14 protein-coding genes are annotated in these 20,821 nt (G+C 50.2%); 1 reads left to right on the top strand and 13 read right to left on the bottom strand.

The window, feature by feature from the left end; genetic code table 11:
• Window positions 1-59 precede the first annotated feature (59 nt).
• The 11 genes from nhaC to RB297_RS02505 form a co-directional block, all read right to left on the bottom strand.
• Window positions 60-1,436, bottom strand: a complete 1,377-nt coding sequence (gene nhaC, locus RB297_RS02555) for a Na+/H+ antiporter NhaC (protein ID WP_096775561.1) — start codon at window positions 1,434-1,436, stop codon at window positions 60-62.
• A 235-nt stretch (window positions 1,437-1,671) separates the two neighbouring features.
• Window positions 1,672-2,757 (bottom strand): aspartate-semialdehyde dehydrogenase, encoded by a 1,086-nt coding sequence (asd, locus tag RB297_RS02550; RefSeq protein WP_096775560.1) that lies wholly within the window; start codon window positions 2,755-2,757, stop codon window positions 1,672-1,674.
• A 655-nt stretch (window positions 2,758-3,412) separates the two neighbouring features.
• Window positions 3,413-5,011: an amidohydrolase gene (locus RB297_RS02545; RefSeq protein WP_096775559.1), complete on the bottom strand. Its 1,599-nt coding sequence runs from the start codon at window positions 5,009-5,011 to the stop codon at window positions 3,413-3,415.
• Between the two features lie 129 nt (window positions 5,012-5,140).
• The gene (locus tag RB297_RS02540) at window positions 5,141-6,376 is read right to left on the bottom strand and encodes an RICIN domain-containing protein (protein ID WP_374705853.1); all 1,236 of its coding nucleotides are present in this window, start codon (window positions 6,374-6,376) and stop codon (window positions 5,141-5,143) included.
• A gap of 348 nt (window positions 6,377-6,724) precedes the next feature.
• Window positions 6,725-7,228 carry a VOC family protein gene (locus RB297_RS02535; protein WP_228468942.1) on the bottom strand — a complete coding sequence of 168 codons (504 nt, stop codon included), beginning with the start codon at window positions 7,226-7,228 and terminating at the stop codon, window positions 6,725-6,727.
• Between the two features lie 15 nt (window positions 7,229-7,243).
• Window positions 7,244-8,587 (bottom strand): helix-turn-helix domain-containing protein, encoded by a 1,344-nt coding sequence (locus RB297_RS02530; RefSeq protein WP_375119630.1) that lies wholly within the window; start codon window positions 8,585-8,587, stop codon window positions 7,244-7,246.
• Window positions 8,588-8,899: 312 nt separating this feature from the next.
• Window positions 8,900-9,694, bottom strand: coding sequence for a DUF2935 domain-containing protein (locus RB297_RS02525; protein ID WP_192572155.1), 795 nt, complete (start codon window positions 9,692-9,694; stop codon window positions 8,900-8,902).
• Between the two features lie 138 nt (window positions 9,695-9,832).
• Window positions 9,833-12,217, bottom strand: coding sequence for a polyprenyl synthetase family protein (locus RB297_RS02520; RefSeq protein WP_375119629.1), 2,385 nt, complete (start codon window positions 12,215-12,217; stop codon window positions 9,833-9,835).
• Between the two features lie 91 nt (window positions 12,218-12,308).
• A complete protein-coding gene (locus RB297_RS02515; RefSeq protein ID WP_375119628.1) occupies window positions 12,309-13,085 on the bottom strand; it encodes an alpha/beta hydrolase in 777 nt (258 codons plus the stop codon).
• 153 nt (window positions 13,086-13,238) lie between these two features.
• Window positions 13,239-16,703, bottom strand: a complete 3,465-nt coding sequence (locus tag RB297_RS02510; protein ID WP_375119627.1) for a glycoside hydrolase family 2 TIM barrel-domain containing protein — start codon at window positions 16,701-16,703, stop codon at window positions 13,239-13,241.
• A gap of 265 nt (window positions 16,704-16,968) precedes the next feature.
• Window positions 16,969-17,382, bottom strand: a complete 414-nt coding sequence (locus tag RB297_RS02505; RefSeq protein WP_009592953.1) for a YugN-like family protein — start codon at window positions 17,380-17,382, stop codon at window positions 16,969-16,971.
• 485 nt (window positions 17,383-17,867) lie between these two features.
• Here RB297_RS02505 and RB297_RS02500 point away from each other — a divergent pair, with 485 nt between their 5' ends.
• Window positions 17,868-19,664: a hypothetical protein gene (locus RB297_RS02500; RefSeq protein WP_375119626.1), complete on the top strand. Its 1,797-nt coding sequence runs from the start codon at window positions 17,868-17,870 to the stop codon at window positions 19,662-19,664.
• Window positions 19,665-19,751: 87 nt separating this feature from the next.
• Here RB297_RS02500 and RB297_RS02495 read toward each other — a convergent pair whose 3' ends face one another.
• Window positions 19,752-20,210, bottom strand: coding sequence for a hypothetical protein (locus tag RB297_RS02495; RefSeq protein ID WP_192572160.1), 459 nt, complete (start codon window positions 20,208-20,210; stop codon window positions 19,752-19,754).
• Window positions 20,211-20,412: 202 nt separating this feature from the next.
• A complete protein-coding gene (locus tag RB297_RS02490) occupies window positions 20,413-20,763 on the bottom strand; it encodes a DUF2512 family protein (protein ID WP_096775550.1) in 351 nt (116 codons plus the stop codon).
• Between the last annotated feature and the right edge of the window lie 58 nt (window positions 20,764-20,821).

Below are 20,821 nucleotides of genomic sequence, written 5' to 3'. Positions count from 1 at the left end.
ACCCTGTCTCCCTTTGTATCAGGGAAACAAGGCCAACATGGGATCGTGCCTATCTAGGATCATGCCTTCCTGCCAAGGGAGTTCCGCTGCAATCGCGGTATCAAAGCGTACGCAAACGTGAAGAGCGGGCTCAGCCACAGGAAAGTTGCATAAGGTGCGTACTCGATGACCGGTACTCCAAGGGTCGTGGCAAAAAAAGCACCGCTGACGCCCCATGGAATTAAAGGGTTAACCAGCGTTCCACAATCCTCCAATGTGCGTGACAGCGTCTTGGCCGGTATGTTTCGGCGAGTATATTCCTCCTTGAACATTTGACCGGGCAAAAGGATCGATAAATACTGCTCGCCCGTCATGCCGTTAACCGCGATGGAAGATGCACCCGTCATCACGACCACGCTGCTGCTGCGCTTCAGCGGCTGCATGACTTTACGGAAGAAGGCTTCGATGACGCCGCAATGCTGAAGCAGCCCTCCCAAGGATAATGCAATCAAGATCAGCGATACGGACCACATCATGGATTGCAATCCGCCGCGGTTGACAATGGAAGCAACGGTTTCGTTGGCAACCGTGCTCTTGTAGCCGCTCTGCATCACGCTGAACCAGACATCGACGGCTGCCTGCTGCTGAACGAAGGCCGTCACGATCAGTCCTGTTACAATGCCTGCGATGAGCGTCGGCAGGATCGGCATGCGCTTGACGGAACAGGCGATAACGGCAAGCGGCGACATCAACGTCAGCCAATGAATATGGAATCCGTCATGAAGCGCCGCCTTGATTAGATTAATCGAGGACAAATCCAGCGCGTTACTTGTGGGCGCAAGCAGGAAAAAGACCGTTGTCACCACAAGGGCCGGCACTGTCGTGTAGATCATATTGCCGATATGGGTGAATAAGGATATGCCGGCGACCGCGGGAGCAAAGTTCGTGGTGTCGGAGAGCGGCGACATTTTATCACCGAAGCAAGCGCCGCAGATCACCGCTCCGGCAGCCAGCGTCGGAGAAATTCCTGTCGTTACCGCGATTCCCATAAAGGCAACCCCAACCGTACTGACTGTCGTGAAGGAGCTTCCGGTGAACATCGAGACCACGATGGTCACATATAATGCGCTCACGGCAAAATAATGCGGTTCGATATAATCCATGCCATAGTATAAAATGGTCGGTACCGTGCCGCTCATCATCCATACCGCAATCAAAATGCCGATGAGCGAAAGAATGAGAATCGGCATAATCGCCGTTTGAATTCCTTGAATGATGGCGGATTCGAGCTGCTTCCAGGAAAACCCGAAAAAACGCAGCAAGGCCGCCGTACCGACGGTGGTTGCCAAGAGCGGAAGATGCGGTTCTGCTTTCAGCAAAAAGATGGAGACAAACAGCAGCGCCAGAATAAACGCGATAAGAATGATGCTTTTTGAGAAACTGAGATGTCGTTCCATGATGCTAAGACTCCTTATCCATTGTCGTGGCGGGAGAAACCTCCCGTCCATTGATGATGAATGTTTGACTTTTTTGCTTTTATGCTTTTCGGCTTTTTGGCTTCTTTGCATTGAAGCGCAGAGTAACACTATAAACGATATGGGCGGACGCCGTCAATGTAGGAATCATGAACAATCACCAAAAAAAAGACGACTGCTTGCTGCAGTCGTCTTTTATCATATATAGGATGTATCGTTATTTCGCTTGAATGTAACCTTCCGCTTTCAACAGTTCCGCAATCAGAACGGCTCCGCCGGCTGCACCGCGCAGCGTATTATGCGAGAGGCCCACGAATTTATAATCGTAGAGGGAATCCTCGCGCAATCTGCCAACCGAAACGCCCATTCCGCGCTCAATGTCGCGATCCAGCTTCGTCTGCGGCCGGTTCTCTTCTTCGAAATACGTAATGAATTGCTTAGGCGCACTAGGGAGTTCCAACTCTTGCGGTCTGCCTTTAAACCGCTGCCAGCGTTCCAGGATTTCCTCCTTCGACGGCTTGTTCTCGAACGAAGCAAACACGGTAGCTAAATGGCCATCGGTTACGGGAACGCGTATGCATTGCGTCGTAATCAATGGGGATTCAGCTTTCACGATCTCCCCGTTCACAACGCTGCCCCAGATGCGAAGCGGCTCCTGCTCGCTCTTCTCTTCCTCGCCGCCGATATACGGAATCACGTTGTCCAGCATATCCGGCCAATCGGTGAAGTTCTTGCCGGCCCCGGATATTGCCTGGTAAGTGGAAGCAACGACATTCGTAGGTTTGAAATCAAGCAAAGCGTGCAGCGCAGGCACATAACTTTGAATGGAACAATTCGGCTTCACCGCAATGAACCCGGTTGTTGTTCCCAGACGTTTGCGCTGTGCGGCAATCACGTCGATATGACCCGGATTGATTTCCGGAATGACCATCGGAACGTCAGGCGTCCAGCGATGGGCGGAGTTGTTGGAGATGACGGGCGTGCCCGTTTTGGCATAGGCCTCTTCCAATGCCTGAATCTCGTTCTTCTTCATGTCGACCGCGCAGAATACGAAGTCAACCTCTGCGGCAACCTGTTCCACCTGCGATGCATCCTGAACGACAATGCCTTTCACCTGCTCGGGGATCGGCGTAGCCAGCTTCCAGCGGCCCTGTACCGATTCTTCATACGTTTTGCCGGCCGAATTGCGGCTGGCTGCAATGGTGGTCACTTCGAACCATGGATGCCCATCCAGCAATTGCATAAAACGTTGACCCACCATTCCTGTTCCACCGACTATACCCACTCTAAGTTTTTGTAACATTCGCTACTCATATCCTTTCAATAATGGCGTCATGTTCCCATACATCGATGTACCGTACGGACAAAAGCATGCAATAAATAAGCTACTACTAGATAATTATTCAATCCGGCAAGATCCGTGTAGGTTTCCCGCCTTGTACCATCGTATTTCTTTAGATATAAGAAAAGTTTACTTTCTCAGAAGACGGACCGCTTATATCAGAACGGTTACTTACGATATAAGAACGGCAAGCCACTGATGTCTAACCTTTTTGATCACTTAACAAAAAAATCCCACCCCCAAGACCGTAAGTCTCAGGGACGAGATTGTTATACTCGCGGTACCACCCCAAATTTGCCAATATGTCACCATATTCGCCTCATCGAGTACGGCATTACACTGGAATGCAGATACTCTAGCTCTGTAACAGGAGCTCCTGGCACACCATCCCCCTCCGTTGAGAGTTCCTTGTGCTGCTCAGAGTCTTTTTTCAATAAAGAACGCTTCGCCCCTTTTCAGCTGCCGGAGCTCTCTGTACAAGAATTCGTTTATTTACTCGTCTCGTCATCGCATTTGTTATGATTATTATATATAAAACCATTTCGTCGGTAAACCATATTTATAAAATTTTCACGAGAATGATCAAGATGGTTAAGACCTGTTCCTGTCGTGACACCTACTCGGCATAACCGATTTCCCCGTTAATGACCGTCATTCTAACCTTCGTCTCCAGCAACTCGTCCGGATCCATCCCATCATGCAAGCAGCGATCCACCACCGTGAAATCGGCATATTTGCCCAATTCCAGTGTTCCTCGTTGATCCGCTTCTCCTGCTGCCCCAGCGCTGCCGAGCGTAAACAGCCCAATCGCTTCCGTCAGGCTGAGCTTCTCCTCCGGCAAATAGCCTGCGTGATGCTCCTCCGGCTTGCGTCTGGTAATGGCAGCATGAATCCCGAGCAGCGGATTCAGCGGCTCTATGGGAGCGTCGCTGCCGCCGGAACAAGGCAGCCCCGAACGCAGCCACTTCTTCCATGCATACAAACAGCTTGTCCGATCAGGACCTACGCGCTCCAGCACCCATGGAAAATCGCTGGGCACAAACCGAGGCTGCAGGTCCACGGCCAGCTTCAGCTTGCTCATTCGCTTAACCGTATCGGGATGTACAATTTGGGCATGAATGAAGCGGTCGGGAAGCTTCGCAGCTCTGCTAAGCGGAAGGATTTCAAGCACATCCGTCATCATCTCTGCCGCGCCGTCACCGATCGCATGAAAAGCAACGGGATAACCCAGCCTGCGCGCCCTGCCAACAATCTCCCTTAGCTCCTCTGGCGAATGCATGGCCAGTCCGCGGGTATGCGGCGCATCATGGTAAGGCTCCTTGAGCAGCGCCGTTCTTCCTCCAACCGCCCCGTCCGCGAACAATTTAACCGCTCCGATGCGATTCCATTCGTTCCCGCTGCCTGCCTTGACGCCGAGCTCCTCCATTTCATCAAGAAAGCCATGGAACATCAGCTGATGGGTACGGAAGCGCAGTCCCTCCTCGCGCAGTTCACGATGGATCCGCTGCATCGCTTCCACGCTGCCCAGCAGGCGGAGGTCTTCCGTATGCGCTGCCGTCAGGCCGAGCCGTAGGGCATCACGGCATGCCTGAAGCATCGCAGCTTTCAGCTTGGACGGGTCAGGCTCCGGCTGGACCATGGTAAAAGGCACCGAAGCATTCTCGTAGATGCAGCCGTTCAACCGGCCATCGGCATCCCGGCCGAAAGCGCCGGACTCCGGATCGGGCGTGTCTGCAGTGATCCCCGCTCTTCGAAACGCTTCCGAATTACCGAGGAAAGCATGGAAACAGGTTCTCGTCAGATATACAGGATGCTCCGTAGTGATGTCGTCAAGCTCCATCATATTCGGGATTACCGGGTCCGGAAAATGGTTCTCGTTCCAATTCAGCCCCATGATCCACTCCCCAGGCGGCGTTACCGCAGCCCGAGCTCGCAGCATAGCCAGCATCTCGTCTTTCGAAGCCGCCTCGGTGAAGTCCAGCATGCCCAGCTTGAGTCCGTGCATGCCGAGATGCATATGGGCATCCACCAGGCCTGGCAGCACGAAAGCCCCCTCCCAATCCACCGTTCGATAATCCCGTCCCGATAACTGCAGACGCAGCTCGGCCGCACTTCCCATGGCACGAATGATGCCGTCTTCTACATATATCGAATCCGCAGTCGTTGCAGCGTGCGGTGAATAAAGAAGACCGTTTGTAAAAAGGACAGGTTCCATGTGTCTGATTCCTCCGGATTTTTCCCATCATTATACCAGACATGCCTTCAGCTCGTCAGCCGGCGCAGCCCCAAGGCAACCCTCCCCAAAATGAAACAGGCGGTCCCAAACGGGACTGCCTGTCCAAGCTTAATTGATTTTGGTGAAAGCCCACTTCTGCGCATCCGTGCCATTGTCCGTCCATTGCTGAACGGCAGCCCCGTCCGCGGTGGAGGCACTGGCTACATCGACTGCAAGCCCGCTCGCTTTGGACACAAGTTTATAATAACCGCCTCCAACATCAATGATCCTCCATCGCTGTGCATCCGTACCATTATCATTCCATTGCTGCAGCTGAACGCCGGCGGAAGTGGACGAATTCGGCACATCGAGAACTTTGCCGCTATGCACGGCCGTGAGTTTGTAGTATCCGTCTCCCGTGCTTTCCACCCGGAACCTTTGGTTATTGGCGACGTAGTTGGTCCACTGCTGGATTTTGGCGCCGCTGGCCGTGGACACATCCACGACATCCATCACTTTGCCGCTCGCCTTGGAAGCGATCGTATAAATCCCGTCGCTGATGACATTCGATGCACCCGTGTCTTGGTACACGCGTACGTAATCCACCAGCATCTGCGATGGGAACGGCGTGGAATTGTTCGGACTACCCGGCCAATTTCCGCCAACCGCCAAGTTCAGCAATAAGAAGAACGGACGCTGGAATTCCTCGGTATTGCCCGTTCCGTTCTCAATATAAAATTCATTGAACTGCTGACCGTCCACAAACCAGCGGATGTATTTAGAATCCCACTCAATGCTGTAGACATGGAACTGGGAAAAATCCAGATTGCCGGATACCCGACCGAATTCGGCGTGACCTCCTGCATCCCAGTGAACGGTACCGTTCACGTATGGATTCAGATTTACCCGTTCCATAATGTCGATCTCTCCGCTCTTCGGCCAGCCGACCGTGCTGATGTTGCTTCCGAGCATCCAAAACGCCGGCCACAAACCTTGGCCCGACGGCAGCTTGATTCGAGCCTCCACTTTCCCGTAAGTAAAGCTCTTCAAATCCTGGGTTTTGATCCGGGCAGAGGTGTAATTCATCCCGCCATAGGATTCCTTCTGCGCCGTAATGACAAGGTTACCGCCGGAGACCTGCAGGTTCTGTGCGCGATCGGTATAATACTGCAGCTCATTGTTTCCCCATCCGCCGCTGCCGGTACCGATTTCCGGCGTCCAATTGGATCTGTTGAGCGAGGTCCCGTTAAACTCGTCACTCCATACCAAATTCCAGTTCGGCGCCGCATTGGTTTTGTTCACAGGCAATAGAACGACCAGAAGACTAAACAGCAGAACTACACATATTCCTTTTCTTAGCATCATGTTCCCTCCTATTTTCATCGGATTCAGGTTTCATGGATACCTAGTGTGCCAGCATCGTGCGGACCGTCTACTGAAGCTTCGTATCACCTCTCTTTCTCGTTCTCTCGTCTTGCCTTAAACCAATCTATGATGGAAGATTCACTTGTTGTTCTCCTATAAAGCACCGTAAATAATGCGCTTACATTTCCATTATATTCCTGTAGTATGCCACTATCAACCTAAATTTATATTATTTTACATTCGTATTTTATTTCTTACATTAAATTCCTTACGCTTCTCTCCATATCAAAAAGCCGGCTGCTAGAGCCGGCTTCTGTCACTTCCCTATTTCCTCGTACAAATTCTAACTTATTCACGACATATCATGAGTTTATTCCCATCGGGATCCTTCACGACGAACCAATGGTTGTGCTCGATTTCCGTCACGAGTTCCACGCCGAGCTTTTTCATATATTCCAAAGAACCTTCCAGGTCCTCTGTCATCAGCATGAAGGCGGGAGTATCGATAGACGGTGCTCCCTCGGGCTGATCTCCTCCCCACTTCGGCATCGTATCCAGAATCACGCCCGTACCTTCCATGGGCAAAGGACATAAATGTCCGTTCATAATCTGGCAATCGGCCTCTGGGATGCCCAGCACGCGGCAGTACCAGCTGCGCGACGCTTCGATATTCCGTACCGGAATGAATATGCTGCCCACCTTGTTCTTAATGGGGCTTGCCTGTGTATGGTTGTCCGTATTCTGTATGGATTCGTTCATGGTTTTTCCTCCCTGGATCATCTTTAGCACGCGTGGTGCCTTAAACGGTCGATACCCTTCCGGCAGCTCTTTTCCGACAGGCCATCTGCTCATGAGCTCCCTCCATTCTTATGTCTGCTGCTTGATTTTAACCGGAACATAACACTTCGCTTGGATCATTCCATCATCTGACGCCCCCTCCAGGTCGTAACTGGCATACCACCGGCGTTCTGGATCCGGCGTAAACTCGCTTGAAGCATCGAGCCATCGATAAATTCGATGAAGTACGCCTGTCATCGCGCCATAAGCACCTGATTCCAGGCAGGCATAGGTACCGCCTTCCAACTCAACCTGCATGTCCTTATCTTCAAGGGTTGGAAGGAACTCCTCCGGCGGAACTATATAAATCTCGTAGGCGGAGCTTTGCTTCAGCAGAGCGTGGTCACAGCGCATGAATACGCGAATACGCGAGTCGCCCCTAAACCCGTTACGCGATAACCAGGCAATCGAAGCTTCATCCGCTTGTTCCACGCAGTCCGGCCCCTTTCTACGAAAGGCTATCGCCTTAAGCGTGGACAACTCCACAATTTCGATCTTTCCCATCAACTTGCTTCGTTCCACGGGAAGGTAAAGCTTCATGCGAACGATTTGATTCTTGTTCAGTACATATTCTTCCATGAAATGATGCTTTCCTTGCTCAAACACGCTGCTGGGCAGCCATTCGGAGAACAAACGGTTCCATGTGTTCTGAATGCAGTCTTCCGCCACCGATGGCGTTCGGACCACTGCATACAGCCCGCCATCAAGAACGATGGCTTGCAGTTCCGGATGATTCATCATCCGGGCCCGCTCCTTCACGTCAACAGCGAGCAATTGATATCCGCACGGCTTGCTTTCATCCTCCAGATCCACGTTCCAACCGAAGATCCTCAGCTCATGGATATCGATATGGTGAGAAGACATAAGCGTCCGGAAATGCTCGATCGCAGCGGTTTCTATCCCTTTCTCATGCTCTGCAGCAAACAGGCAACCAATCCCTTTCCGGGGAAGCAAACGGGTAACCCTTACTTCAGGAAAGCGTTCAGAAGCATCCCGCTCTCCCATGAATGTTGTCCGTTCATTCAGGTTCATCCGTTCAAAACTGTAGACCAGCCGAGCTTTCCGGTATGCTCCTGGAGTTAGTCCTGTGCACCTTTTAAAGGATTTCATGAATGCCGGGTAGGACTCAAATCCACAGCGGTACCCGATATCGATGGTTGGCAGATCGGTATTGCGCAAACAGCTGGCGGCTTCGCTGATCCTGCGTTTTCGTATGTACTCCTTGACGGGGTGTCCCGTTATACTGTGAAACAATCGGTAGAGATTCGGCAATGACATGGCTGCCACGCCGGCAATTTCCTCGAGTGCCAGCGGTTCCGTGAGATGATCTTCGACAAAATCAATGGCGCGTTGAACGATTTCACCGGTCTGCATTTCTTGTCCTTTCTCTCACTTATGATTGTAGCTTCCTATGAAGACATCATACCAAATTTCAGCGAAGGCGAACTGTACTTTTTTATCAAAAACTCGATCTCGTCATGGCAAAATCAAAAAAGCAGCCTCTTCATTGACAGCAAGAGAACTGCTTTCCATTCAAATTGTTAACTTGGTCGGCTTGCTTGGAGATGCTGCTCCCGTAGATCGCCATAAGTGCGACGGGGCCCTTTTTCCAGTGAATGTTTAGCCCCATGAGAAGAAAGTAAAGATTGCCTTTTTTAACTCGAGAAAGAGCCCATCCTTCATCCATCAACCTGTGACTCTCGGCTTCGTCGGATCGCAGTTCGGGCTCTGTACTTCGCCCAGAGCAGCCAGCTTGGACAGATAGTAGCATTCTTCCCGATACATATGATCCGGCATCAGCGGGTTGATCCGGTCCAGCACTTCCCCGCGCAGCTCAAGCTCCTCGAGTTCCGACAGAAAGTGCATGAACACTCTCATTTCCAGGTTTACATCGGCATGAAATTTGCGCAGGGCGGGAAAATCCTTCAGGCGGGTCCGCAGGTACCCTGTCATTTCAACAGCCTTCAGATAAAACCCTTCAAAATCTTTCTGGAACGCCATGCTTTTGGCAATCAACGGCTTCTCGGCAAAATCCAGATCGGCGGCCAGACTTGCCGCATGACCAAAGGCATCCTGCAGCCAGACCATATCATAATGCAAAGGATGGAACAGCGGCACTCCCTTCCCCTCTTGCAAGGCCTGCAAAATTCGCAGGTATTCCTCCAATTCATTTACCATGTGGTTGATAAAGGACGGGGTCAGGAGAAAATCTATGGTGCCTGCAAGCTGCCGTTCTAATAAATTCAGCTTGAATTCGCGCAATTCTTGCGAAGCACGAAGGGCTTCTTCGTTCAGTTTAGCGATGAATGTAGATGCATCCGGTCGCCGAGATTCACTGAGAAGCCTATCAAATCTGGTCATTAAGGATTCTGCGGTAGCGATGTCCGCTTTTTCCTTAGGCGACAGCGCAGTAAAAATAAAACGGCAATGGTCCCCAAGAATCTGCAACCAAAACCGGTGCTCATACAATGGATCACTCATTGGCCTTGCCTCCTCCGGCAGCTTTATTCTCAGAAAATATATGCAGCTGCCGTGGGAGTAGAACGATTGACGACTCCAGCCGGAGCAATCGCTTGCCTTCGTTTAGACTACCGACAATCTACGCGTTACGGGACCATCTTAACGTTCACGATTAACCATATAGTTCAATAGATGCTTGAGAAACGCCGTATTGCGCGGCATTTCCTGCAGCGCCTCCATCGCCTGGCAATAATGATCCCACATTTCCCGGCTGGCCCCTTCCTGCCCCAGAATGCTCACGAAGGTCGAGGTGTTGTTCTCCGCATCCTGTCCCCCGGGTTTGCCAAGCTGCTCCACGTTCCCCTGCACATCCAGCAAATCATCCTGAATCTGAAAAGCAATGCCTGCGTGGTAAGCAAATTTCTTCAGGATTGCGATTTCTGTCTCCTTCACCTGAGCCAGAATGGCGGGCATAACCAGCGATGCCTCGAACGCGATCCCCGTTTTGTAGTAACAAACCGTATTCAACTGCTCCAAGGACAAGGCCTTTCCTTTTGAATTCAAATCCATCGCCTGGCCGGAACACATATCTCCCGCTCGCTGGGACGAATACCGTATCAGCTTCAACACCGTTTTCGGGTCAAACCCTTCCAGGGAGGACTGCTCTTCGATCGCTTTCTGTATTAGGAACAAACCGGTAATTTCCGCCGTGGCGCTATCGTGAACCTGATGCAAGGTCGGCCGCCCTCTACGAGTAGAGGCGTTATCCTGGGAAGGCAAATCATCGAATATCAAGGATGCGGTGTGCATGTATTCAAGCGATCTCAGCAGGGGCACGATGGCTGATGCCTGCAGTCCATATTCCTTCACGGCCATTACCCAAGTCAGAATGGGTCTCAGGCGCTTGCCATCCCCTTCGAGCGAATAATTGGCCGCATCGATCAGCGACTCTTTCATCGGCGGTATGCCGGGAGTCTTGTCGATTTGCAAATGTTGGTTAATCTCATCTCGAACGGATTTAAACGTATCGATAAAATAATCCTTCTCTTTCCGCTCGTTTCTAAGTACGGTTACCATCTGGTCACGCAGCAATTTATCAAGGAAATCCACCTGATCGGCTTTGGAAACCATGTGCTGGATAAGACGATTGAATTCCGGGTTCCCGGAAGCGAAAATATCCATAATTTCGTTGTATTTCTCGGTGCCGACACGTTCTTTGCAGCGCTTCAGGCCATTGATGGCCCGGTCGAGCATCACCTCTCGCGTCTTGGCGTCCGAATGGTACACGTTATGAATCAGGTGGGAAATCACCGCCCAGTATAATTCAAAAGGATTGATGAGGTCCTGGCGTTGGCCGCGATATTTTAGATAGTAAGTGTAAGGTGTTACCGCCCCGTCATTCATGTCTTGAAACATATCGGCAAAATCATCGGCCAACTGGTTGTAGATCCCATAATAGAACGTTCGGTCCTCAAAGCCTTCATCCGCCGCTGCGCTTATAACGGAACGGACAATTAATCGCGAGGAAGAGGATTTCAGGATGATCGGCAGATATAATTCTTCATTGGTATAATCGGGATTCGCAAGGTCCTTGATACGGTCAATATGCTGCGAATGAAAAAACACGTTGGATTGCTCGAAAAAAGTTTGCTGCGTTTCCGGGCGCTGCCGCCCTTGAATATACTCGAATGCATCCCGGAGCTCCTGATGCACGAAATGAACGAGCTCCATGTTTTTACCGCTCCACTGGCCAAGTTCCGGTACTTTCCCGGTAAGCAGGGCCTGCCGTATCATGTGGGAGTACTGTTCCTTCTCCTGGGCGTTCAAGACCCCTGAATCGAGCAGGTCGTCTATGAAAGGATAGGTTAATCCGTAGGAATAACCCAGCCGGATCGCATCGTCAAGACGCGCTGAGCGTTCCGCTGGCGATGTTTCGCCATTCAAATCTTCCATAACATGCATGACAACCCCGACGATAATTTTGATTAATTTGCGCTGGGCTTGCTCTGCATCCATCTTGTCCGGGATGTGGGAGGCTACATGCTTCAGTTTGTTGATGACCCAAATCACGGCTGTTTCAATGCCTTCCTTCTGCGCCCAACGGTACAATCCCGCCAGACTCATAAAATCCGGCGTGTCTCCCTCTTTTGCTCCGTTTGAGCGAACCAGAAGTTTTCGGGTATTCGCAACAACGCGTCGTATTCTCTCTTTCGTATCAGGGGAATCCAGCGCCATGCCCAGATCCCTCATATAAATATAGGAAATGCTTCGATCCAAATAATCATCCAATTCGCCTGTATAGTTGAGCCATCCGATGTATCTATGATAATCCCGGTTATCCGGCTTTTTCTTCGCCGGCAAAATAGAGGACAGCCATGATTGACGTTGAACATGCTTTCTTTTCCATATGAGAATGTCTTCAGTCAGTATAGGCACATAACTCTTATCCTTTACCTGTACATGGAGCGATGCAAAATACTGAGCAGCCTTCTGCTCAGCCTGCCGATATCCCGTATCGGCGTAATCTGTATATGCCACATTCATATGATGGAATCCCTCAACTTCTTTAAATGTTAAACATGCATCCATGTTTATAACCTTTATACGCAGAAGTTTCAATCGGGTTACATTTCAGTTACAGGGAATCATCCATAGACTGAAGCCAACGCCCCATGGCTTCCGACACTTCGTCCAGCTGCTCGGCATCGGTGATGGCGGGTTCATGGTCTCCTTTTTGCATACCGTAAGCTCCGAATTGCCCGTGATTTCCGCCCTCAATCTCTACATAGGTGGTAGCGTCCGGCAGATTCTTTTGGGCAGCCTCCCATTTCGTTCGATCAAGAACGCCGTCCTGCGTACCGGTGATCTGAAGCGCGGACAGGTTTAATCCGTTCAGACTACCTCCATCGTCAGCGTATGAGGCCATGAAATATACGCCGTCAATGACATCCGCATGTTCCTTGGCATATCTCGCGGCAAAAACGCCGCCTAGGGAATGCCCACCGATAACATATCGGTTGTCTGGATGCTCCGCTATGAAGGAATCTGCCTTGTTCTGTCCGAATATGGCAAGATTCAGCGGCATGGAGGCAACATACACGCGATGCCCTTTCTCCGCCATTCTCTTGGCAAAAGGCGCGTAACTTTCGGGCTCCACCAATCCGCCCGGATAAAAAATAATGTCGGGCTGAATCACTTGCCCATCCACGGGCTCCAAGCGATAGCCGTCTTGGAGACGTTCAACCGCTACCTTCGCGTCGCTTTGAAATACCGCTTTCGCTTCATCCAGCGGCTCGTAAGTAAGTGAATCCAGTATGGCAAGACCTGCGATAATTATGATGGCCAAGATGGACAATATCCAAACGAATGGCCTGATCCATCTTTTGCTCCTCGGTTTATGGGTTTGCTTCATGTCTATCACGGTCCCTTCAATCCAAAATATGATATCATTTCAAATTATACCGCAGGGTTAATTAAATTCCTACGCGCCTGTTCGGAAACCCTTACATCCTTCATAACGAAACCAAGCTGCCGAGTTGATCGGCAGCTTGGTCTATCTCGCAAATTATGAATCTGTTCGCACAAATCGGAACCAGCCAAAATCAAATTGGCTTCCCGGCAGGAAGATGAACGTCACCTTCTGTTTGCCGGCCACGGGCTCCAGATCGAATACCTGCTCTTCATATTCGTAGGCTTGCCTAAATTCGACCAGCCGGTTGCTTTCGCCATCCGGATGCGCAAACCGAATATGAATCGTATTTTTATCTAAGGCGGATCTGCCGTACACCACCAGTTTCGATGCACCGTCGGCTAAAAAATCCATCTCGTCAAACTCGAGGGAGACGTTATTTCCTATCCCTTGAACAAACCTGTTGTCCAACACCGTAAAGGTATCCCCGTAAATCCGGTCGCAATCGGCGGCAAAGTTGGGCTCAAAGGCTCGATTCCCCGGTTGAAAATAAAACCCTTTGATGTGCACCTTCTGGCGAAGGACAAAGCAAATCGACGTAATGCCGCGCAGCTTCTTGGACAATCGGTAGGTTTCTTCCTGATACACGTTCCATTTGGACTCCTTCTGATAAATGCAATCGGCCAGCAGGGAGCTGCCCTCTTCGCCAGGCATGCCCTCCCAGATTTGCAAAGCGTACGCTTCGCTTGAAAGAGCGAATATCGGAATCGTAATCGTATCCGAGCCATGGGGGCCAAAATCGATGTCCCGGAACCCGACCTGCGTCTCGCCGTCTCTGCTCGTGGCTACGCCTCTTTCGTTTCCGTTCCCGACTTCACCTTGACTGTAATCATATAATCCTGCAGATATGAAGGAGTATGGATCCTTGTATGCTGCACCCAAACCGTCGACCTTAAATTCAAGCTGGGAGATGAGCCGGGTTTTACCTGTCCCGTTCCGGCTCGTACATCTTAATCGAAATTCCCCGTCGCCAAGGGCTGTTACGATGGCAGCATGGCCATTGGCCTCGACGCTCGCAATATTGGATTCGATGCCGGCATCGTTTACGACGGCCCATTCGACTTCCTGATAAGAAGCTGCCAGTGGATGCAATATGGCCCGAACTGTCATTTGTCGATTCGCCGGATCAAAGACCTGACCCTTTTCGCTGATCAGCTCAATCTTACGAAGCGGAATCTCGTCCCTGTTTCCCGTCAGGCATGGTCCCTCCTCATTCCTCATGCTTGCGGATATTCCTTGCGTCACATCATCCTGTACGGGTATGGAAGTCAAATGAAGGGATTGACGCTCCATGCCTGTGGAGGACACCTCGATCCCGATTCCGCCGGGCTCCAACGTCGAACCGATGATCGCCATCAGCTTGCCGCTGAACAATCTTCTGCTTAGGCCTTTGTACGGATCGTAATCCGTGCTGTCCCCATTATCGAGACCCAGCAGCCGTCCCGCCCCCGTGACATGGACCTCCACCCGGTTATTGGCATTCTCGACGGAGTGCCCATCCTCATCTTCCATGGTGATCTCAACGAAGATGAGATCTGTTCCATCGGCCCTCAGCTCTTCTTTATCCGGACGCAGGACGATCCGCTTGGCATCGCCAAACGATCGTTTTGCATCCGTGGCTACGATACGGCCTGTTTCGTCATAAGCGATCGCTTTCAATTCGCCTTTGACGTAAGGAATCTTCCACCACCCAACCAGTTCTCTTCCTCGTGCATGGTCAATGTCATGCGTACCCACGGTTTCCCCATTGAGTCGTAATTCTACTTTTGGCGCATTGGAGCAGATGCGAACATCTATCATCTGACCGTCATTGAAATCCCAATAGGGCAGCAGATGCACCATGGGCTTCGTTTTGTAATCCGTCCAAGCGGCTTGATAGATATAATAGGAGTCCTTCTTGAAGGTTGCCGTATCAATCTGTCCGAAATAGGAGTTTTTAGTATGGTACGGCGTAGGCTCTCCAATATAATCGAACCCGGTCCATATGAATTGACCGAGCGAGAAGGGCGTATCCCGTTCAGCCAGGATGCATGCCTCCGCCGATTTCGCTCCCCAGCTAGTCGAGCTGTTGCCGAGGGAAGAACACTGCTCGTCATCATCGGCCAGGATGGATTTTTCGAACGGGAAATGGTAGATGCCTCTGCTTTGTACGACGGACGCGGTCTCACTGCCATATATGATCCAATCCGGATGTTCCCGGTGATGGTTCTCGTAATATTTCTCGGCATAGTTATATCCTGCTACCTTGACAATATCGGCACATTGCTGCGCGATCTCCCAAGGCATATAATTCGATCCGATGGTAACCTTTGCATTTTGCTTGGGATCGTATGTATAAACCTCATCCATCAGCATTCTTGTGATGTCCTGGCCCCTCTCGTCCGCATGAGTATCATATATCTCATTCCCGATGCTCCACATGATAAGGCTCGGATGGTTGCGGTCCCGTTTGACCCAGCTCTTCACGTCACGCTGAACCCATTCCCGAAAGAACCTGGCATAATCATAAGGCGTCTTCGGCCGCTCCCACATATCGAAGGCTTCCGATACAATCAGCAGCCCCATTTCATCCGCCAGCTCCATCAGCTCCTTGGCCGGCATATTATGGGCGGTGCGAATCGCGTTAACCCCCATTTCCTTCAGAATCTTAAACCTTCTCGCCAATGCGGTTTTGTTAAAGGCTGCTCCCAAAGCGCCGAGATCATGATGCTCGCATACGCCGTTCAATTTGAATTTGCTGCCGTTCAGCAGGAACCCTTGATGAGGATCCAGCCGAATGTGTCGGAATCCCACGCTATGAGTGACGGCTTCCAAGATTGCATACTGCGAAACTGCGGAACGCTTGGTTCCGCTCAGCTTCATTTCGGTCACCAATTGATACAAGTTAGGTTCTTCCGGACTCCAGAGCAGCGGATCCTTGACAGCTAATGTTTGCGTATTTATGATGCTGCCTGCACTGCTGCACGTGCGATTGGCGTCGACCCGGTCAGAAGCCTCGGCGATGATCTGCCCATCCTTCAAAATCACATGCTTGATCAGCACATCATCCACGACCTTCATTTCCGTCTCGACTTCAACCAGCCATCCATCTTCCCGATGCTTAGTCGCTATATAAACGCCGTCCGTGACGATGTGGTTGGATTCCCTTGTCTTTAACCATACATTCCGATAAATGCCTGCCCCGGAGTACCATCGGCTGTTCGGGCTTTGATGCACAACCTTTACGACGATGACATTCTCACCGTCCCGGAGCGCATCCGTGATCTCGTGTTCAAATGAAGAATAGCCATACTTCCATTCGCCCATAGGACGACCATTGACATAGACGGAAGAATCCATGTACACACCGTCAAAACAGAGGAAGACCTGACCGCCGTCATTATTCCGCAACCATTCCTTCCGGTACCAGCCAATGCTATTCTCGTATAAATCCTCCGTGTTATGTATGAGCCAATCATGAGGAAGATCAACAGGCTGAAATTGTAGATTCTCCGAATCTTCAACGTCCAAACCGCTTTTTGCAAACGTCCATCCATCATTAAACAAAGCTCTTTTATTCATGGGTGATATCACCTTCTTCGTCTATTTATTAATCAATGAGGACCGCATATTCAGTCAATCTTACTATATCAGGATGCTTTATCATTTGAGCCTTCTCCAAAAAAGTTCTAAGGTTTTCAAAGGATGATCTTTAATTTTTGTATATTCTTGCACTGAACAAAAAAAGAGCCCTTCGCATGCAGCATGCATCAGAGCCCTTGCTTCATTATATTGCAGATGTGCCAAAAGAGACCAAGCGTCCCGAATCTCTTAGGATATCTTAATGTTAATGCAAATACCCCGTCTCCACCTCGTCCAAGACTTTTCTCGCTTGTTCAACCCACATATCGTCCACCGAGGCGTCAGGGTCGATCGGCGACTGGAATTGATCGAAGAGAGCTCCCAATAAACGTGGTCTCGCATGCTTATCGGTCCCCTTATTATATATATGCCTGAAGACAAATGGTCGGCCAAGCTTGATCGTTGCATGGCATCCGCCGCATTCGCCATCCAAGCTGCCCTTGGTTACGTGAAAGGGAATGCGAAGCCACACCATCCGCTCCTGATCCAATCTCCTATCCAAATAGCCATGCTTGTAATCCCAATTGCTGGCTAACGTAAAATCGTGTTTGCATAGATAAGTATCGATGTTTACGAAACGATCCTCCATATTCTCCAGTCGCGATTCCAAATTAATCATGTTAACGCCCACCTTCACATTTTAGTTCTAGGATGGACGCGAACTCCCGCCTTTATACGGTTCGCTGCTGCTTGCGGTATCCTGATGACCGATTGTGTTCGGGTGCTGAAGTCGCTTATGCTTGCCCACTGTCTTAAATTACTAGTCATGATGACATAGCTCTCCCATTCTGGATCGCAGCTATTAAATATAATGCTGACCTTTCCCAAAACAGTGACACTGGACCAACCAAGCGCCAAAAACGCAACTTTCTTCCTGAGCTGTTAGCCTTATTCTTGTTCATATTCATATAATTTATGTCATTTAGTTATATTATTCCATTTTGTATCTAGTTCCTTTTATACCGATCACCCGTTCGATTGATTGGTGACTATAATGTCCTGTAAGAACTTGGGCTCATCTTTTTTTGAACTATCAATGCTATAATAACCCCGTTTACTAAACAGAGAATACGTGGAGTTCTCGCAGAGAAACGGAGGGAAAACATGAAAGTGAAAGGTTACCAGAAGCTTGCTAGCCTCTTGGTTGTTATGCTTCTGGTGGGGCTGCATACCCCGGCTTACGGCGAAAATAATTCAAAAAAAGCGACTTGGATATGGCAGACGGACCTGATACAGGATGGCGGCGAAGAGCTGCTTGATTTTTCCCGCGAAGAAGGCATTAATCTGATCTACTTGCAGATCGATCGTCAGCTGTCGTCGGAGATATACGAGGCGTTTATAGAGCGTGCGCATGAGGACCAAATCGCGGTCCATGCCTTGGGCGGAGACCCTAGATGGGCGCTCACCGAACATCTCGATGACATGCTCGGTCTCGCTGATTGGGTAATCGACTATAACGGCAAGGTTGCGGCAGGTGCCCGATTCGACGGGATTCATCTGGATGTAGAACCGTATGTGCTTGCCAAGTGGCAAACTGAACAGGACCAAATCATCACCACCTGGGAACAAAATCTTAAGGCGTTCCTGAGCCTAGCTTCCGGAAAGGGACTCGAGCTTGGGATCGATATTCCTTTCTGGTTTGACCAATACGCCTTGGCGGATGGAACCGGACTTAATGAATGGCTGATCGGTGCGTTTGACCATGTTACCGTCATGGCTTACCGGAATGAAGTGGAATCCGAGCATGGGATTCTGGACTTGACGCGGGCTGAGCTTGAGCTTGCCGACAGGCTTGGGAAACAGATTCTGATCGGAGTTAATACCAAAGAGATGCCAGGCGAGTCTTATACCACCTTTTATGGACACGGGAAGGACAAGTTGAATCAGAAATTGGATCATCTCTCCAGTGCGCTCGGTTCTTATCCATCCTTTGCCGGTGTCGCAATCCACGATATTCGCAACTGGCAAAGCATGTCTGCTGATGAGATCGTTCCCCCTGGAAGCACGGATCCCGTTTCCCCGTCACCGGCCCCGAAGCCGAATCCAGAACCAGAACCCGGTGAAGGCGAGCGCGTGCCGGATGCGGATCCGGTGACGAGGGATCCTATGGTAAGAGGCACTTATATATGGGAAGCCCATGAAGTCGTTCAAAACAGTCAGGAAATTCTTGATTTTGCCAAAGAGAAGAAATTGAACTGGCTATATGTACGCCTTGATCTGGAACAGCCGTACAGCTCGTACTCGTCGTTTGTTAAACAAGCGGCTGCGGCAGGAATCGAGGTTCATGCCATGGGCGGACATCCGATATGGGCCCTTGAGGAGAACCGGCCGAGAATGATGCGGCTCGTCAATTATGTGAAGAGCTACAATCGCGCCGTTGAAGGCGATGAGCGTTTCCACGGCATTCACCTGGACATTGAGCCCTATGTGCTGCCGGCATGGAAAGAGGATTCGCAGCAGGTTATTTCAGAATGGACCGCGAATCTGGATGCATTCGTTACGGAATTGAAAAAGGATTCTTCATTGGAAGCCAGCATGGATATGGCCGTGTGGCTGGATAAATATAAAGTCACCGGCGAAGACATGTCGCTCAGCAAGTGGATGATCAATCGTATGGACCATGTTTCCCTCATGGCCTTCCGGGATGTAGCGGAGGGGTCCAACGGCATCGTCGGGGTTTCCAAGGAAGAGATTGCATTTGCCGATGAGCTGGGCAAGCCCATCAAGATATCGGTAGAGATCAAAGCCAGTCATGAAGGCGATCATATCACCTTCCACGAAGAAGGTGCCGCCTATATGGAGGAAGAACTTGCCAAGCTGCCTGCTTTATTAAAGGATTCACCTTCCTTTACCGGCAGCGTCGTGCATGCTTATGCGTATTGGAAAAGCGCGAAGCCGTAAAATGTAAGAAAGAACATAACCCCATTGCTCATAAAGGAGCGATGGGGTTATTTCATTGACGTTTCAGCCGGTGTGACTTGACTCTCTTCATTGCATCGTATATTTTGCTTGTACGGATGGTAGTATCGTGGCCATCTGGATCATCAAACCAAGCATGGCATATACCAGATGTATGAAGGAAACGGAATCCAGGATATACACCTGAACCATAATCCAGATGATTAACTCAAAACCCGAATATAAAGAAAAGGTCCAGGACCAATGCTTTTCTTTGAAAATATTGAATCTTTGAGCTGCGTCCCACTCCCACTTTAGAATCAGTCCGGAAGCCGTGATCAGAGGCAGGATGCCAAACACGCAGAATAAAAGAATGCCTGGAATTAAATAATCAGGAAAGAAAGAGTCCTGCAATAATGAGCTGGGCATCCCAATGAGTTCACCACTAGGATCCGTTATAAGCATCGTTCCCCCTGCCAACGCGCCGATCGCCAAGAATGCTTGAAGGCCAATCAATGCATGGGATCGCTTCCCTTTGATATTGACCATCTCCTAACAGCCTCAATTCTCTTTAAGATTCGAAGGTCGCCTACATCGAATCTATTCCCTCTTCTCTAAGTAAGAAATAATATTTGTCACAACGCCACGGCAGCTGGTCCAAGACTCAGAGAATAAAAAAAGCCTGATTACTCAGGCTAAATTGATATTGCTTATAGAAGCGCAAGTCCGTGATTCATTACGCAATGCGCAGTTACGAGGCTCGCTGTTTTTTGTTAAGAAGATGCTCGCCCCTGATCCAGCTATGAAAGAAATACTCAAATGCCCCCGCAAGTACTGCCAGCAGCAGAATCTCCGAGAAATCAATGGTCCAGTTGGCAGCGGCGCCGATGATCCACAGCATGACAAATACCAAGCCGGCATCCGCTATCGTGGCGATCATATTGCTGGTGCGAGGCAGAATATATAAATCCCCTACCAAGTAAGCAATGATGGCGATCCCCACTGCCGTCAATAGGGCACCGATGAACGAAGCATCGGTTAGGGAAACCAACAGAGCCGTTATCATAACCCCATGCACCAATAACTTAACAAGCAGTTTCATAATGATACACTCCTTTTTACGGTAGTGTATCCAGCTTGCGCAATGATTACTCCGGGTT

The organism is Paenibacillus sp. CR_12, assembly GCF_041953985.1.
Classification (GTDB): Bacteria; Bacillota; Bacilli; order Paenibacillales; family Paenibacillaceae; genus Paenibacillus_AQ; species Paenibacillus_AQ lautus_A.
Note: the sequence above shows the minus strand (reverse complement) of the source record. Positions and strands in the feature narration are given on the sequence as shown.